This is a genomic window from Paenibacillus amylolyticus (assembly GCF_003719335.1).
Classification (GTDB): Bacteria; Bacillota; Bacilli; order Paenibacillales; family Paenibacillaceae; genus Paenibacillus; species Paenibacillus amylolyticus_D.
In genome coordinates this window covers 280,950-296,431 of sequence record NZ_RIAS01000008.1, presented here as the reverse complement: position 1 = coordinate 296,431, position 15,482 = coordinate 280,950, and the positions used below count along the sequence as shown (strand labels likewise).

The 15,482-nt window shown below is 41.5% G+C and carries 16 protein-coding genes; 11 read left to right on the top strand and 5 right to left on the bottom strand.

All coding sequences use genetic code 11. The features are described from left to right. The first annotated feature begins 138 nt into the window (after nucleotides 1-138). Together EC604_RS16630 and EC604_RS16625 are read left to right on the top strand one after the other, a co-directional pair. Nucleotides 139-1,038 carry a GIY-YIG nuclease family protein gene (locus EC604_RS16630; RefSeq protein WP_123065225.1) on the top strand — a complete coding sequence of 300 codons (900 nt, stop codon included), beginning with the start codon at nucleotides 139-141 and terminating at the stop codon, nucleotides 1,036-1,038. 186 nt (nucleotides 1,039-1,224) lie between these two features. Next, complete coding sequence (locus EC604_RS16625) at nucleotides 1,225-1,587, top strand: hypothetical protein (RefSeq protein WP_123065224.1); 363 nt, start codon at nucleotides 1,225-1,227, stop codon at nucleotides 1,585-1,587. A 585-nt stretch (nucleotides 1,588-2,172) separates the two neighbouring features. On the opposite strand, the gene EC604_RS16620 is transcribed toward EC604_RS16625, so the two are convergent. After that, nucleotides 2,173-2,586, bottom strand: coding sequence for a very short patch repair endonuclease (locus EC604_RS16620; RefSeq protein ID WP_123065223.1), 414 nt, complete (start codon nucleotides 2,584-2,586; stop codon nucleotides 2,173-2,175). A gap of 235 nt (nucleotides 2,587-2,821) precedes the next feature. Here EC604_RS16620 and EC604_RS16615 point away from each other — a divergent pair, with 235 nt between their 5' ends. From EC604_RS16615 to EC604_RS16600, 4 genes are all read left to right on the top strand, one after another. Then, nucleotides 2,822-3,853: a DUF4917 family protein gene (locus tag EC604_RS16615; RefSeq protein ID WP_123065222.1), complete on the top strand. Its 1,032-nt coding sequence runs from the start codon at nucleotides 2,822-2,824 to the stop codon at nucleotides 3,851-3,853. A 262-nt stretch (nucleotides 3,854-4,115) separates the two neighbouring features. Then, nucleotides 4,116-4,676, top strand: a complete 561-nt coding sequence (locus EC604_RS16610; protein ID WP_123065221.1) for a hypothetical protein — start codon at nucleotides 4,116-4,118, stop codon at nucleotides 4,674-4,676. 463 nt (nucleotides 4,677-5,139) lie between these two features. Next, nucleotides 5,140-5,274 carry a hypothetical protein gene (locus EC604_RS30840; RefSeq protein WP_275670042.1) on the top strand — a complete coding sequence of 45 codons (135 nt, stop codon included), beginning with the start codon at nucleotides 5,140-5,142 and terminating at the stop codon, nucleotides 5,272-5,274. A gap of 20 nt (nucleotides 5,275-5,294) precedes the next feature. Continuing rightward, complete coding sequence (locus tag EC604_RS16600; protein WP_123065220.1) at nucleotides 5,295-5,600, top strand: hypothetical protein; 306 nt, start codon at nucleotides 5,295-5,297, stop codon at nucleotides 5,598-5,600. 208 nt (nucleotides 5,601-5,808) lie between these two features. Here EC604_RS16600 and EC604_RS16595 read toward each other — a convergent pair whose 3' ends face one another. Together EC604_RS16595 and EC604_RS16590 are read right to left on the bottom strand one after the other, a co-directional pair. After that, entirely contained in the window at nucleotides 5,809-6,090 is a 282-nt protein-coding gene (locus EC604_RS16595; protein ID WP_240036943.1) for a hypothetical protein, read from the bottom strand. Between the two features lie 204 nt (nucleotides 6,091-6,294). After that, entirely contained in the window at nucleotides 6,295-6,564 is a 270-nt protein-coding gene (locus EC604_RS16590; RefSeq protein WP_240036941.1) for a hypothetical protein, read from the bottom strand. A 146-nt stretch (nucleotides 6,565-6,710) separates the two neighbouring features. Between EC604_RS16590 and EC604_RS16585 the strand changes: the two genes are divergently transcribed. From EC604_RS16585 to EC604_RS16570, 4 genes are all read left to right on the top strand, one after another. Beyond that, nucleotides 6,711-8,159, top strand: a complete 1,449-nt coding sequence (locus EC604_RS16585) for a lipase family protein (RefSeq protein ID WP_123065218.1) — start codon at nucleotides 6,711-6,713, stop codon at nucleotides 8,157-8,159. Between the two features lie 33 nt (nucleotides 8,160-8,192). After that, nucleotides 8,193-8,468 (top strand): WXG100 family type VII secretion target, encoded by a 276-nt coding sequence (locus EC604_RS16580; RefSeq protein ID WP_123065217.1) that lies wholly within the window; start codon nucleotides 8,193-8,195, stop codon nucleotides 8,466-8,468. A gap of 669 nt (nucleotides 8,469-9,137) precedes the next feature. Then, nucleotides 9,138-9,743 carry a matrixin family metalloprotease gene (locus EC604_RS16575; protein WP_123065216.1) on the top strand — a complete coding sequence of 202 codons (606 nt, stop codon included), beginning with the start codon at nucleotides 9,138-9,140 and terminating at the stop codon, nucleotides 9,741-9,743. A 17-nt stretch (nucleotides 9,744-9,760) separates the two neighbouring features. Continuing rightward, on the top strand, nucleotides 9,761-10,345 hold the full coding sequence (locus tag EC604_RS16570) for a hypothetical protein (RefSeq protein ID WP_123065215.1): 585 nt from the start codon (nucleotides 9,761-9,763) through the stop codon (nucleotides 10,343-10,345). A gap of 119 nt (nucleotides 10,346-10,464) precedes the next feature. Here the strand turns inward: EC604_RS16570 and EC604_RS16565 are convergent, their stop codons facing one another. Together EC604_RS16565 and EC604_RS16560 are read right to left on the bottom strand one after the other, a co-directional pair. After that, nucleotides 10,465-12,144, bottom strand: a complete 1,680-nt coding sequence (locus tag EC604_RS16565; RefSeq protein ID WP_123065214.1) for an ABC transporter substrate-binding protein — start codon at nucleotides 12,142-12,144, stop codon at nucleotides 10,465-10,467. Nucleotides 12,145-12,452: 308 nt separating this feature from the next. Then, nucleotides 12,453-14,060, bottom strand: coding sequence for a response regulator transcription factor (locus tag EC604_RS16560; RefSeq protein ID WP_123065213.1), 1,608 nt, complete (start codon nucleotides 14,058-14,060; stop codon nucleotides 12,453-12,455). A 362-nt stretch (nucleotides 14,061-14,422) separates the two neighbouring features. On the opposite strand from EC604_RS16560, the gene EC604_RS16555 reads away from it, so the two are divergent. Next, nucleotides 14,423-15,361, top strand: a complete 939-nt coding sequence (locus EC604_RS16555) for an alpha/beta hydrolase (protein WP_123065212.1) — start codon at nucleotides 14,423-14,425, stop codon at nucleotides 15,359-15,361. Nucleotides 15,362-15,482: the final 121 nt, after the last annotated feature.

Below are 15,482 nucleotides of genomic sequence, written 5' to 3'. Positions count from 1 at the left end.
ACGCTGCGGGCATACGCCCTTGGCCCGGCATTCGCCGGCCACCCGACATGCGTCGGGTCGTGAATACGGGAACGTTAGATGAAACTCTCAAGAGTTGAAAAGTGCAAATACCATTTAGCTGATAAGGAGACTGTAATAATGAGAGGGAAGTCGATCAAACTTTATATTATGGGAGAGAAATACAAGAGCTTAAAAACGGCCGAGCTTAGTAACTGGACAGGCAAAGCATACATTGGTCAAAGAAAACACGTGCAAATGCTCCAAGACATTGAAGAACTGGCTTCGCCGGGTATTTACATATTGATTTCTGAAATAGAAGATTCTTATCAAAAGAAGATTTACATAGGTGAAGCCGATGAAGTAAATAAACGAATGGCAGACCAGTTTAAACAAAAAGATTGGTGGAACGATTTTGTAGTATTCATAAGTAAAGATGCCAATTTAACAAAGTCACATGTTAGATACCTTGAGAGAGAACTTTATGACATTGCTTTAAAGAATAAAACAACTATTGAAACAACTAACGGAAACACACCACCAGGTTCAAAGTTGCCTATTTCGGAGTGCGATGATATGAGTGACTTTAATGAAAATATTATTTTTGTGCTAAATAATTTGGGGATTATAGACTTTACGAAGACTGAAGTGAATCATCAAAAAATTGAGAATACCAAAAGAGAAAGCGACTATTTCTATATGAGTGTTCCTGGCCCTAAAGGAGAGAGTGCTAAGGAAGCGAAACTTGTGATCGTAGAAGGAACATATAGACTACTAGCAGGTTCCTACATTAGGAAAGATAATGTTAGTAGTTTTGCTAGTCATAATTATGCAAAGTTAAGAAAACAACTTGAAGAAGATAATTTTTTTGAATCCTCAGAGAGTGGGAACTACTTTAAGTTGTGTAAGGATGTTGATTTTAAATCTCCCTCTGCAGCAGCGGCTATAGTCAGAAACAGTTCTATGAATGGAAGGAAAGAATGGAAATTGAAGAATGGACTAAACTTAGATGAGTTCGAGAATAGACAGATAGAATCATAATTGTTAGCTTTTCGAAGAAGTGAGAGCATCATCTAACATCATATTCAAGCAGCGGCTCCGTTGGAGCCTCGGTCTGCGAGGTGGATTTCGAAGAGGCATTTCAGCAGACAACCCCTTCGGGGTTCATGAATACCGAAACGTTATATGAAACCAGCTAAATACTAAAATAGAAAAGGGGCAACTTTAATGAAGAATCACACACGGGTAGCAGTAGCTTATATTGCGGGTAGGATTATTTCAAATGTTAAAGCAGGTTCTGTATATGATTACTCACAATCGAGATATATAAATATTGACGGAAAGATTGATGAGAGCAAGGTTGACGTATACGATTACGATAACAGTTGTCACATTTCAGGAAATAATAGAAGTTCAAAATACGATTTGTATCATTATGGTGACAGTCATCATATAGAATTAAAAATTAAAGGTATTCAATTCGAAGGTTATGATTATGGACAGTCTTGTCATTTTAGTGGTGAAGTAAAGAATAAATCAATTTCGGTATACGATTATGGAACTTCTAGCTATTATAATTACAGTATTTAGTAGGCTATTCGTTAATGTTGATGGCATCATACAACAATATATTTACACTGTAGGCATAAGTCTTTATTCCGGCATATGCCGGACATTCGATATGCATCGAGTCGTGAATAAAGGAACGTTATATGCAATCTGAAAGAATGGGAACGCCTGGAGAAAGAATAAGATGAAGAAGCGCCGAGTTACTTATCGGCGTTTTTTTGCTTAGGTAAGAATATTAAAAAATTAATGCGATCTACAGAGATGAGAACGATTAAAAAATAAAATCTATGCTTGAAAAAGGAATCACGAAGTTGCTTCTAGTCAAACAAAGCGAAAAAAGGTCGGAAAGAATTTTAAACCGAAGGAAATTTGAATAAGATTGAGGAAGAGCTAAAAAATCATTGGAGAAAGAGAGAAAGAAAGCATAGAATTAAAGAAGGAAAAAACAAATAAGATTAAGAGAATTTGGAAGGGCGCAGGCATCATATAACATAATATTCACGCTGTGGGCATCCGCCCTTGGTCCGACATCCGTCGGACACTCAGCATACGCTGAGTCGTGAATACAACAACGTTAGGTAAAATCCAGGATAAAGATAAATATGTTTATAGCTTATTCTTGCAGTCAATCAAAAAGTTTCTTATATCTTCTATGATTACGGCAGAATTGCTTTTTAGATCATGTTCCCATATTCTAATAATATTCCATTTTTCACCTTTATAGTAATCCGTTACTTCTTGATCTCGTTGAATATTTCGGTTGATTTTTTTAAGCCAATAATCGGGATTTTTCTTAGGAATTTTAAAATGATCTTTACATCCATGCCAGAAACATGAATCAACAAAGATCACGACTTTAAATTTTTTAATTGCAATGTCTGGTTTGCCAAATAACGATTTTACATTCTTACGAAATCGAAATCCTCTATGCCAAAGCTGTTTTGATACAGAAAGCTCTAATTTAGTATTTTTTCCTTTAATTGAACTCATCATTTTATGTATTTCTTCAGGAGTTTTCATACTTGCCAAAACACCCTCCTTGTAAATAGGAACTTATGTTCTATTATGGGCTAGGGTTTTAATAAAAGCAATAATATTGTGTGAAAATTTAACGATATCTGGGACATTACATAACATAATATTTACGCTACGGGCATACGCACTTGGTGTGGCATTCGCCAGACACCCGACATGCGTCAGGGCGTGAATACAGGAACATTATGCAATCGACAAATCATACAGGAGTGATAGAAACATGGAGAAATTAAAAACATTCGAGGAATTAGTAAAGAACGATAAAACATATCTCTCCAACCTACTATTCGGAAACGGCTTTTCCATTAACTTCGGTAGTAGATTTATGTATAGCAATCTTTTTGAAGAAGCAAAAGAACTCTTAATAGAAGAAGACATTAATTTGTTTGGAGAACTAAATACGACAAATTTTGAGTATGCTCTTCGTGTTTTAGATACTTCAATTAATACCAATAAAATATTTAATATAGATTTTGTAGGTGTTGCTGAAAGCTATGAGAGAATTAAAAGTGCATTAATAGAAACAGTACGAAAAGTACATCCTGAGCCGCAAGAACTTACTATGGATCAAGATAATGATCTTAAAACAACATTCAGGCTTTTTCAAGAAAAGGTCTTTACCACGAATTATGATTTATTAGCTTATTGGGCTTTGAATAAAGTTAATAAAGTTAGAGCAGTAGGAGACAACTTTGGGTATGACAAAGACTCTGAAATGATAATTTTTGGTGCTGGGTCAGGAGTCTCGTCAGATAAAAACCCAGTAAGACTTTATTACCTGCATGGATCACTACATTTATATATGGATAAAGGGGAAATTATCAAGATCACTACTAAACGAAATCCAATTGGAAGAATCGATCTACCTCTACTAGATACAATTACGGAAACATACGAGTCGGGGTACTTTCCTTTATATATATCAGAGGGCACTTGGAAACAAAAGTTGAATAAAATTTTAAACAACAAATATTTAAGCTTTTGTTACAGTGCATTAATGAAGACGTCTAAAGCTTTAACCATATACGGACAATCTCTTGATAAAGAGAGTGACAAACATATAATTGATGCGATCAAAAAATCGGATATTCAAAAAGTTGCTTACGGTATATATGATGTGAGTAATAAAGAACGGATTATTCATGAGGTAATAGGAAATTTTCAGGGCACCTCAATTCAGGTGGATTTTTTTGACGCAAGAAGTTTTTTTGAATCATTAAAGAATATTGAAATGGAAGAATTATTTGAGTAGCTCTTTGAAGGGTCGACAACATATAACATAATATTCAAGCTACGTCTCCTTTGGAGCCTTGGTCTCCTGGATGAATCTCGGGGAGGAATCTCAGCAGACAACCTCTGCGAGGTTCATGAACAGGAACGTTATCCGAAACTAATAAACCTAAGAAAAGGGTGAACAGTAATATGAATTCTAATTTTCAATTGCCAAGGATTAAAGAAGACATAGACATTCATAAACTTATACCCGTTAAAAAACATAAAGAGGAGTATATTAAATGCAAAATATTTTCGCTGAAACGTTAACCTTCACTTCGATAGTAGCAATATTAATTGCAATTATCAAAGGAGTGTCATTAATAAAAAAGCCAAAAATAGAAAAACAAATATTAGCTGATGAGCAAAAGATTATACTACATATTACGCAATTCGTTATATTAACTTTAGTTTGTTCAGTATTTGTATTAAATTTTTTAGAGCAATATACAGGTGATAAGATATCAAATTATAAAAGCGACAGTAACGCAATGCTGCAAATACTCTCTAGTGGATTAATGCTTGGATTTTTAGTGGCTTATATTATTTATCTTATATATACTCTGGCGATTATGAACTCAAAAAAACATTACATTAATCATTCGAAATATGGAAAAATATATATAATAAAATCATTTGATGCTGAAAGGATGCTCCTCTCTAATTTTGATTATGAAACAGAGGGCAGATTCCAATTAATATTAAAAAAAGATGATGTATTTGAATATAAAATTCTAAAAGATGGTAAGAAACATTTGAAAATAAGAAAGAGAACAATAGAAACCAACAGAAAACAAAAATAGGTAGTCCTGTATTCAATTAGCTTGGTGCTTGATATAAAGTATTTCACGCTATGGAGTATCCTTTCCATGATGGTGTAAAGATTAATTTAGCGCAGCCGTATTGATGTCAAAAATACAGATCTTTTTAGAGAATAATTGCTCTTATGGGGTCAAAAGAGACTGTGTTAGGAGAAAAAAAGAATACTTGGAGAACAGAAGCGTTTTGTCGCTGTTAAGGAAATTAATCAGTTGTTTATTTTAATTCGGAATTCGCATTAAAACACTAATATTTTCTTGTACAATTAGTACGAAATGAGAAATTTACTCCATTCTGAAGAGATTAGTGTATTAAAAATGACTGTTCTTATCTAGTCTTAACAAGACGTGATACGTTTAGACCCATCAGTGAGGTGCATGTATGAGCCGGTTGCTTGACGTATTGGAATAGGAACGGCGCAAGCTTAATCAGCTTGGTGAGGCATCCTTGAAGCAAGCGATTCCGTTGTGGGACAATCCTGCGGTTCAGGAACAGAGCCGGAGGGTGGATGAACTGGTGGCACGAGTGAGTGAAACGAAGGCGAAACTAGTCGAGTGGCACGGTAATGAGCGAAGTACATAATGCGTAGGGGAGGAGAAGCAATGGATTTTCCACCATGGATGCAACGAGCGATTCAGGCAAGGCTGGATGAGGTTTCTGCCCGAATCGAGCAAGATCCTGAACTGAGCAGTGTACGTGAGGAAACAGACGAAGCGTTTGAAGCTTTGTTTGCTGGCAAACAGATTGAGCTAACACCTGAATATGCTGAATGGGAGAATCGTTATATTGTCAGCAAAGGCATAGAAAATGAACGGTTATACATGCAGGGGCTACGAGACGGCATTCAGCTAACGGTATCCTTGCTAGGACAGTCGATGTTGGTGGAGAGAGGGCATGAATCTGACTAACGCTAGTTGATTTACGAACTTAGTAGTGTGAAAAGCCCGTGCATGCTTACATAGATTAGCTTGGTAAGCATGCACGGGCTTGTTCCACTAATGCGGACCCGGTTGTATGGGGAAGCGCCCCCGCTTTACACTTAAAAACCCGAGCCGAAGCGTGAATAACTCGCTTCGGCTCGGGTTTTAATGCTTTACTTTTCCCAAAAACAAAATCTTACTTTCCACTCACAGACTTGAACCAATCATTCACCTCTTGGGTGATTTGGTCGCCGCCGTTGGATTTCCAGTTGGTTACGAATTGATCGAATGCATCGATCGGCAGTTTGCCGTAGATGATTTTGTTGAAGGTTTCGAGCTCGGACTGACGGAGCAGGTTCCACTTGGATACCATGGTTGGTGTGGCTGCGCCCGTGAAATAGTTTTGTTTGCGGATGTCGATCTGGGACATCACGACTTTACCGGCGTACCAGTTTTCCGGTTTACGGAATTCGGCCATTTGTTTCTCGTAAGGTGTCTCAGCTTTCTCGCCGTTCGCGAGTTTTACAGAAAATATATCCTTTAATACGTAAATTGCTTTATAATGTATAAATATAGGATACAAGAGAGGGCCTAAAGATATACGTCTAACAACGTAAAAAAGAACCTGGAGACTTGCTCCAGATCATGCCTGTCAAGCATACATATTTTTAGTCCGCCTTTTTCAGGAATCCTTTTTCGGAACTCGACGATCTATAAACCAGCCCGGTCCTTCTACACTGAGAACCTCCTGTGTATCGTAGTTGTAAGAAACGGTAATACGTTCATCCTCATGTCCAGATATGTGACCGTACAGGTATAGACGTGAATGGATGGAAGGGTCATCCACATCGTGACTCGTTACAACAAAGTCTGCATTGTAGTATTTCTTTATGTACTGAATGCTTATGGGGGTAGCCTTTTCTACAATCATTTGTTTATCTGAGGCAGACATACTTGAACACCCTCCTAGTATAAATAAAAAAATAATGAAGGTTAGCAATAACCATTTATTTTTCATAGATGTTAAATCTCCTTTTATGGAAATAAACCCTAAAAATACTTTAATACATATTATTGGATTAGACAAGGTGGGAGAACATGACTTATATCAATGATAAGACGTATTGGACCATTGCTGATGAGGTATACAAACGAGATTTACCCTCAAACGGATATAAAAACGAAAATCTTCCAGGATGGACCATAGTTGAACCTGAGGGAGCAATGTTGCATGATACAAACGGTTCTGGTTTTGATGCTACCGTATTCTATAACGAAGAGCACAATCAAGTTATTATAGGCTACAGAGGGACTGAACCACCTGATCGTCCAATATGGAGCGTACTAACAGACTGGGAGACCGATTTAAGTGATGTTGTGGGGAATCGTGCTAAAAATCTGGAGAAAACTCACAATTATATGGAGCGGCATAAGGAAGAGATTGCGTCGTTACCTTTGCATCAACAACTGCCTTTTATTCAAGAAGAATCAAGGTACCAGAATAATCAGTTTGTTCAGGCAATGAACCTATTTGAGAAAGTTAAAAAGGAGTACCCAACTGCTGATATATCAACAACCGGACACTCGTTGGGAGGTGCTCAGGCGGAATATGTTGCTATTCGTAACGGAGTATCTTCAACAAGTTACAATCCGCCAAGTATTGTACATTTACTTCCCGATGACTTACAAGAGAAAGTTCAAAACGGGGATTATCTGAAAACGAATGTGGCCTATGTTCATCCAGGGGATACTGTAGGATCTGGAGTGAAGAATGCGGATCAGCATGTTGGCTCTACCTATTACATTAATTCGACCTTTGAAGAAGCTAATCGATACGAGACAATCCCTATTTTCTTACCAAAGCGACGAGAGACTTGGTGGGAACAAGCGTTGTTTGGTAACAAGTGGTCGACTGAATTTATTCGTGTTCCGTCTATATCTGGAGAACAGAGTGCACTGTCCAAGTTTTTGGATTCCATGCTCGTTGGTCAGAAAGCACATAGTATGGATCATTTTTCATTCGATGAGAATGGAAACATTAGTAATCCATTATATACGCTAGATGGTCGACGGGTGGATGGCCAGCCTAGAGTGGAAAACTATTCAGAGATGATGAAGGCAAGAGAAAAGTTGAAGGCTGAAATGAACAAACTTTATGAGGAACATGGTCCTGTTGTTAGGGAAAGTTTAAGTAAACTTGTTACAGCAGTAACGGGAATCCATTCTGTAGATATGAATAGACAAAACACTGCGTATTATGTGGGTGATCGACACAGGAGCACCATACAGCTAACACCTGAGGAGCTAGCACATGCTTCAAGACAGATGCGGAATAGCCTACTTGATTTTGCTAGTGATACCAATTCTTCAATTCAGATGTTCCAAGCTTATATATCAACCAGTGAGAGTCAATCCTTTAATTCAATTGCCCATGATGCTACAGCAATGTTGGATCGAATTAATCGGTGGTACCAAGAATCTATTACAGACATCGCAGATTATATTGAGCAGAAAAGACAGGATTTTGTTCTCGCAGATCAATCATAGTGTATCTTTAGCGAACGTGTAGGAGGTGTACATATGGGAAGAATATCTGTTTCTTTGTCAGACTTGAGAAGAGCAGTTCAAAAGTGTGAACAGTTGCAGCAGCACTTGATTCGGCAAGAGCAGCAGATGCAAAATATATATAGAAAGTTGGAAGAATGGAAGGGAGAATCCGCAGTAAAGATGTCTGAAAAAATGTCGAGATTCTTTGAAGGGAGTACATCTAAATTAGCAGAGCTAGAAGCACACCAAGAAAGATTAAAACAGTATATCAGGAAAATGGAAGAGGCCGACTATGGATATCAACGGTAAGTCTAATCCCCATAGTATAGCGAACCCATAAGTCATGGGGAAGCGCCCCCGGTCTACACTTAAAAACCCGAGCCGAAGCGTAAATAACTCGCTTCGGCTCGGGTTTTTAATGCTTTACTTTTTCCAAAAACAAAATCTTACTTCCCACTTACCGACTTGAACCAATCATTTGCTTCTTGGGAGATCTGGTCGCCGCCGTTGGATTTCCAGTTGACCGGTTGGCCATGGATGGATTGAACGCATCGCTTGGCAGCTTGACGTATACGATTTTGTCGAAGGTTTCAGGTTAAGACTAAAGGAGTGGGGAATTTTAGACACAAAATAGACATAAATAAAAGCAAACATTTTCCATATATGTTACGTTTATACAGTTAGAGGGATCAACATTTAATTATCGCGATAAAGATGATTGTATTCGTTAAATGACAGTGCAGATTTAAATTGTAATCAGAGGGATTTGCATGCTCTCTTTTACAATACATATGCTTGCTAAATTTTTAGAGTGAAGGTGGATTCAATACAGCTCGAAAGTTCTATTTTTATAGAGATAGAACCTTTGAGACTCGTTCCTTACAAGGGGGAATAGCGTAGTTTATTTCATAAATAAACTGTAGTGTTTTATGTATTTCAAACAAATGCTGAACAAATTTTTGCGGAGAGGTGATCATTTTGAAAAAACGTTGGATGGCAATGTTAACATGTGTAATGGCAGCATTCCTTATTACAGCATCTGTAAAGGCAGCAAGCTCAGATTATTATAGTGGATCATGGGATACAAGTACAACCAGTTTAGGTATAGCAGTGGGATCGAGCATGTCCACACACTTAAGTTCGTTTCAAAGCTGGTATACCGGATGGAATGGTGTGTCCTCCAAAGTAGGCTTGGCAAAGCCTTATGAACAATCAAGTCTAGATCAAACACCACACTATGCAAGAATCAATATTATCGGAAAGAATCTTGGTGCTACAGGTAACTGGGCTCAAGCTTGCAATTATAAATATAGTGTTATATGGGGTTACTCGTGTGATTGGAGCGGATCTTGGAAAGACTCCATTATTGAATTCAATACCAACTCGGATTCAAAAACGAAAGTAGGCTATTCGTTTCATAGTGCTAATTTAAAGAAAAAAATATTCCTGCATGAACTGGGACACTCATTAGGACTTAAGCATCCAGATACTACTTCTAGCGCCATTATGAAACAAGGGGATAATGGATACTATGTTGTACAGACCTATGATAAGTCCAATATAAAAGAGAAATATGGAAATTAAACTTTGGAGGTGTTGACATGAAAAAGTGGATAATGGCAGGAGCTATAGCTGTAATGGGGGTTAGTATTTTCTTTGGATACAAGCATCTAAATGCACAAGAACTACGTCCAGATGCAGATTATCACAATTACTCTCTTTCTGAGATCGAATCATTAGCTACTGTCATTGTTGAGGCGGACTGGGAAGAGGAGACGAATTCAATCGTTAAATTAGATCAAAAGGATAAATATCCATTAGAGACACGTACATTTTCAAATATAAAAGTGAAGAAAGTATATAAAGGTGAAGTGAAGGAGGGGCAGGAACTAAACGTAGTTGAGTACTATGCCAAATGGAGAGATGTGGCAGGCGCATATGTAAAATATCCGAATGAATTGTATCAACCTCTAAAGTCGGATAAAAACTACCTCCTGTTCTTATATCAAAGTCCAGAGGAACCTTCAGGTTCTTATGAGATCATCGGCAACCATCAGGGTAAATATGTTTACCCGGAAACTCAAAGTAACATGAGTATTCAATCCACAAGTGATCTGGATATTGCTGAAAAAGATGAACATTATTCTGCCTTGTATAACGAGGTTAGTGAAAAGTATTTTAAGTAGCTATTTGAATTACAGAAAGGAGCGATCCCGATATCTACACTTAAAACCCCGAGCCGAAGCGTGAATAACTCGCTTTGGCTCGGGGTTTAAGGCTTTACTTTTCCCAAAACAAAATCTTCTTACTTCCCACTTACCGACTTGAACCAATCATTTACCTCTTGGGTGATCTGGTCGCCGCCGTTGGATTTCCAGTTGGTTACGAATTGATCGAATGCATCGATCGGCAGTTTGCCGTAGATAATTTTGTTGAAGGTTTCGAGCTCGGACTGACGGAGCAGGTTCCACTTGGATACCATGGTTGGTGTGGCTGCGCCCGTGAAATAGTTTTGTTTGCGGATGTCGATCTGGGACATCACGACTTTACCGGCGTACCAGTTTTCCGGTTTACGGAATTCAGCCATTTGTTTCTCGTAAGGTGTCTCAGCTTTCTCGCCGTTAGCGAGTTTCACGAGTGTTTTCATGTACAGATCCGGAATACGCGCCGGGCCGGTCAGGAACGGGAATTCGTTGGAGAAGTCTTTGATCTTCTCTTTGTCACTGGTCGGTTTACCGTCTACGATATCCCAATCGTACCCTTTCGCAAAGCCGTACTCATACGGGCTGCCTGCTTTCGGGTTCGCGAGGTTTTCCAGCAGATAGTTGTAGTACAGGAAGATCGCTTCAGGGTGCTTCGCGTCTTTGTTGATCATGATACTTGCGTTGACACCAGAGTTCTGCCATTTCGTACCGATCTTGCCGTCTGGACCAGCCGGAACAGGGTAGGCTTTGTATTTCGCGCCAGGTACGTTCTTCAGCAGGTCTGGAGCAGGCCAGTCCGGTACCCAGTTTGCGCCGGGCAGAATGCCGGCTTTGCCAGCCGTCCAGCTTTCGGCGGATTTACCTTCGTCCCATAGTGCGGAGTCGGCGTGGATATAACCCTTTTCCATCCATTCAGCCAACTTGGCAAGGGCTTGTTTTGCACCCGGGTTCACGGAGCCGTACTCCAGGTTGCCGTTAGCGTCTTTGTTCCATTGTTCTTCAATCGTGCCGTATGCACCGAACAACCAGTCGAGTCCACCCATCCAGGTGTTGGTGTTATTTTTGAGCGAGATCGCCAGCGGGAATACTTTGTCTGGAGACAGACCGTCGGGGTTCTCGTTTTTGAATTTGTCCATGATGTTCTCAAGGTCTGCGATGGTTTTTGGCGCTTCCAGGTTCAGCTTCTCCATCCAGTCTTCGCGGAGCCAGAGCAGGGTATCGTCGTTATCCGTGTACTCCATGATTGGCATGTTGTACTTTTTGCCGTCCTTGGTGAACGGATACCACAGCTCAGGATGCGCTGCTGCGTGCTCTTTCAGAATCGGGCTTGCATACTTCTCGAACAGCTCGTCAATGGCGATGAATTGACCGGAGTCGATCAGTTGATTCGTTAATACCGCGTTCGTTGGCACGGTTACGAAATCAGGCAGCTTCTCGCCGGACGCAATTGCCAGCTGCAGCTTTTGTCTGTATTGATCGTCAGTGGCCGGATACCACGTATCTTTGTGCTTCATGCCCAGCGTTTCGAGCATCCAACGGTCATGTACGTTGTTCTCTTTGGTATCGCCATGAGCGTATTTTTTCGGCATCAGCACGGAGCTGAATTCGATGGGCGGGTCGTATTTTCCTTTGGCAAACGCTGCTTCCGCTTCCGCAGAGCCGACAGCCTCTTGTGTATCATTCGTGCCTTTCTCACTGGCTGACCCGCCACTGCCGCATGCAGTGATGGTGATGAGTGCGATGACCATGAGCAAGGACCACCATGTTTTGAATTTGATCATTGTTCAATCCCCCTACGATGTATGATCTTTACAAATGCGTGTTCAAAAAGGCCGGTTTTCAGTACCGAGAAGATGGGATGAAGCTAGAAATGGAGTAGCGGAGCGTAGATAGAGCTACGTGAGCAACGGACATTTCGGCTGAATCCCATATTCGATGTTGATGATGCCGTGAGGCATTCTTCGTAATCAAAAGCGGACTTTTTGAACAACCTCTACAAGTGTAACTGTACCAAGTAGAGCGGGAGCGCATCTATATGAGTTTGTTAGTTTCGATAGGACTCTCTTAGTGAAAGTGTAAAAACTTTGGTTTAATGCTGATCGCGGTACTCTTGCGGTGTCACGCCGAATTGACGTTTGAACACTTTGATAAAATACGCCGGGTCCATATAGCCGATCTCCAGGCTGATCTCATATACTTTCTTCGTGGTCGTGACCAGCTTGTGGCAGGCCCGATCCATTCGCAGGCGGGCGATATATTCACTGATGCCTTCGCCGGTCTCGATTTTATAAATTTTGGACAGATGCGTGGGATGCAGGTTCACATGATCTGCAAGCACACGTAAAGACACGTCTAGATGCAGGTTTTTATCCGTAAACTCCTGTATCTTCTTCACGTATTCCGACCGGGTATCCTTGACCTCGTTGGATGTGCCTTCCTTGAGCTTGGCGAGTACGCCGAGCGACCATTTACGCAGTTTGCCGATGGTGGAGAAGACTTCGCCGCTTTGCAGCTGATCGATCTCACTGCCCATGAGACCTGCCAGGGTGAGCTTGTTCCGATGAGCGAGGTTCGTGAAAGCAGCGGTGATGAGAAATCCGGCCTCCATACAGTGTTCCCATGATTCCGACCATTTCTCGTCCAGTTCGGCGCAGACGGCATGTATTTTGTCTTCGGCGGCATCCCATTGGCCGCTTTCCAGCAGCTGAATGAAGGTGGGCGGTGTGTACAGCACGTCCAGCGGACCTTGTGCCGCTGGTGCTTCGACATCGGTCACCCGCATGACGAATTCACGCTCGTCCCCGACGATCTGGCGGAAGTAGGCGGAAGCCTGACGGAAGCGATCGTAGATCTGTTCCGGGAAGGTGAACCACTCGGTCATGACAATGGAGAGGGAGCCTTTCAGAAACTGTTTGACTTTGGATTGAAGCTGGATCGAAAGCTTCTCCAGAATGGTTTCTTTTCCAATATCGCCGCTTCGTTCCTTCAATTGCAGTAAAAATACGACATACCCGTGCTCTTCCTTCACACCCCACACGTGCATAAACTCACCCATAATCTCCTCCGCCATGTTGATGATGGCATATTCGATCAGGGTCTGATCATGACTGTCGTAGTGGCCGAACTCATTATCCATGCGTACCAGCATCAGCGCGGCATCTCCGGTGTGGAAGGGCAGGTCATAGTTGTCCAGTTTACGTTCCCATTCGCTGGCGGAGAACCGATGTCCCTGTAAGGCTTCCAAAAGAAGGCGTCCACGCAAATGCGGCAAATTCTCGCGCAAAGTAAACTGCGTCCGTGATAGGGAGCTGACAAGCGCCCATTCATTGTTTAGTTGGTCGATGGCTTTCTGCACGGCGCCGATCAGTTCGTCATCTGTTGGCGGTTTGAGCAGGTAGTCCACGGCTTCGTATTGGATGGCTTTCTTGGCATAATCAAATTCGGAGTAACCGGATAAGAGGATGCATTTTATTTTTTTGTCCCGGATGCGGATGCGTTCTATGAGTTCTATGCCTGTCATTTCCGGCATCTGGATGTCCGAGATCACGATATCAATCGGATGGGTTTCAATGAGTTGCAGGGCTTCGCGAGCGGAGTATGCCCGGTGAACCTGTTCGATCCCGAGCGTATGCCAAGGTTTGGTCATGGACAGGTTATCGACCCAGTGTGCTTCGTCGTCTACGATGATCATTTGCATGTTGCTTTGTCTCCTTGCTTGAGGGTTTACACGCTTCTAAGCTGACATGTGTTGCAAGCAGTATATCACACCACCATCCGCTTCTCTATGGAAACAGTTCCGTGCACATATGCCTTTGAAAAAAAGGAATGAATAATCAATATTTAAGAATAGTAATCCGATATATAGGGTGAAACTGCAATTGCTAAACTCCTCCTTAGAGAAGTAGGATGAATATGTAGGCTGGTCACCCACCTATGGAAACCGTGCAGCAAATGAGGAACTACAGAAATACATAAAGAAAAAGATGACAACGACGACGAAGAAGAAAAAGAAAAAGAAAATGAAAAAGAAGAGAAAACGTATCATTACGGGGGGATTTTGTGAGTACGGCAAATCATTTTAAGTTTAAATCGGACGAAGGAACTCGTATCCATGTGTATAACTGGCTACCTGCGAGTGATACTCAGGTCAAAGGCGTTGTACAGATCTGTCACGGGATGGCGGAGACGGCTGCCCGGTATGAGCGATTCGCAACTGCACTTAACCAAAATGGATATATCGTCTACATTCACGACCAGCGGGGGCATGGCAAGACGGCAGAGGTTCTGGAGAACGTAGGGTATTTGGCAGACAGCGACGGATTCGAGTGGATGGTGCATGATCTGTATAAACTGACTGGCATCATTAAGAAGAAGTATCCTGAACTCCCTCTATTTCTGATGGGTCATAGCATGGGTTCTTTCGTAACGCAGCGTTATCTAATGCTCTATGGCGAAGAGCTGGAGGGGGTTATCTTGTCGGGTTCTACGCTGCATGTGCGCTTTATTCTTCATGCGGCTGCGCTGTTAACCAAAGAAGAGATTCGGCGCCGTGGCAGACGTGTACCGAGCCACCGGATGAACAAGCTGTCCTTCGGCAGTTACAACGATGCGTTCAAGCCCGTCCGCACCGAGTTTGACTGGCTTAGCCGTGATGCGGAAGAGGTGGATAAATATATACGTGATCCGTTCTGCGGAACGGTGTTTACGACAGGATTTTTCGCAGACTTTTTCAGCGGACTCAAGAAGCTTGGGATCAAAAACAATCTGAACTTGGTGCGCAAAGACCTGCCAATTCATATCTTCGCTGGAGACAAGGACCCGGTAGGAAGCTTTGGCAAAGGCATTCTCCGACTGTACAACGCCTATAAACAGCAGGGCATCGACAACGTGACCTACAAGCTGTATCCGGGTGGGCGGCATGAGATGCTGAACGAAACCAACCGGGACGAGGTCACCGCTGATATTGTGACTTGGTTGGATAAGCAGATGAATAGATGAGCAAAAAGGTTTAGAAGTAGTCGCAGATAGAAAACGAAAGCAAAAAGATAGCAAAAACGCCTTTACCATCGCCATAATGAGCGGTTGGAAGGCGTTTTTTTGATCCACTCCTGAAGTATTT

Coding starts and splice junctions, on each gene's coding strand:
- EC604_RS16630 (WP_123065225.1), top strand. CDS start 139: ATGAGAGGGAAGTCGATCAAACTTTATATTATGGGAGAGAAATACAAG.
- EC604_RS16625 (WP_123065224.1), top strand. CDS start 1,225: ATGAAGAATCACACACGGGTAGCAGTAGCTTATATTGCGGGTAGGATT.
- EC604_RS16620 (WP_123065223.1), bottom strand. CDS start 2,586: ATGAAAACTCCTGAAGAAATACATAAAATGATGAGTTCAATTAAAGGA.
- EC604_RS16615 (WP_123065222.1), top strand. CDS start 2,822: ATGGAGAAATTAAAAACATTCGAGGAATTAGTAAAGAACGATAAAACA.
- EC604_RS16610 (WP_123065221.1), top strand. CDS start 4,116: ATGCAAAATATTTTCGCTGAAACGTTAACCTTCACTTCGATAGTAGCA.
- EC604_RS16600 (WP_123065220.1), top strand. CDS start 5,295: ATGGATTTTCCACCATGGATGCAACGAGCGATTCAGGCAAGGCTGGAT.
- EC604_RS16595 (WP_240036943.1), bottom strand. CDS start 6,090: ATGGCCGAATTCCGTAAACCGGAAAACTGGTACGCCGGTAAAGTCGTG.
- EC604_RS16590 (WP_240036941.1), bottom strand. CDS start 6,564: ATGTCTGCCTCAGATAAACAAATGATTGTAGAAAAGGCTACCCCCATA.
- EC604_RS16585 (WP_123065218.1), top strand. CDS start 6,711: ATGACTTATATCAATGATAAGACGTATTGGACCATTGCTGATGAGGTA.
- EC604_RS16580 (WP_123065217.1), top strand. CDS start 8,193: ATGGGAAGAATATCTGTTTCTTTGTCAGACTTGAGAAGAGCAGTTCAA.
- EC604_RS16570 (WP_123065215.1), top strand. CDS start 9,761: ATGAAAAAGTGGATAATGGCAGGAGCTATAGCTGTAATGGGGGTTAGT.
- EC604_RS16565 (WP_123065214.1), bottom strand. CDS start 12,144: ATGATCAAATTCAAAACATGGTGGTCCTTGCTCATGGTCATCGCACTC.
- EC604_RS16560 (WP_123065213.1), bottom strand. CDS start 14,060: ATGCAAATGATCATCGTAGACGACGAAGCACACTGGGTCGATAACCTG.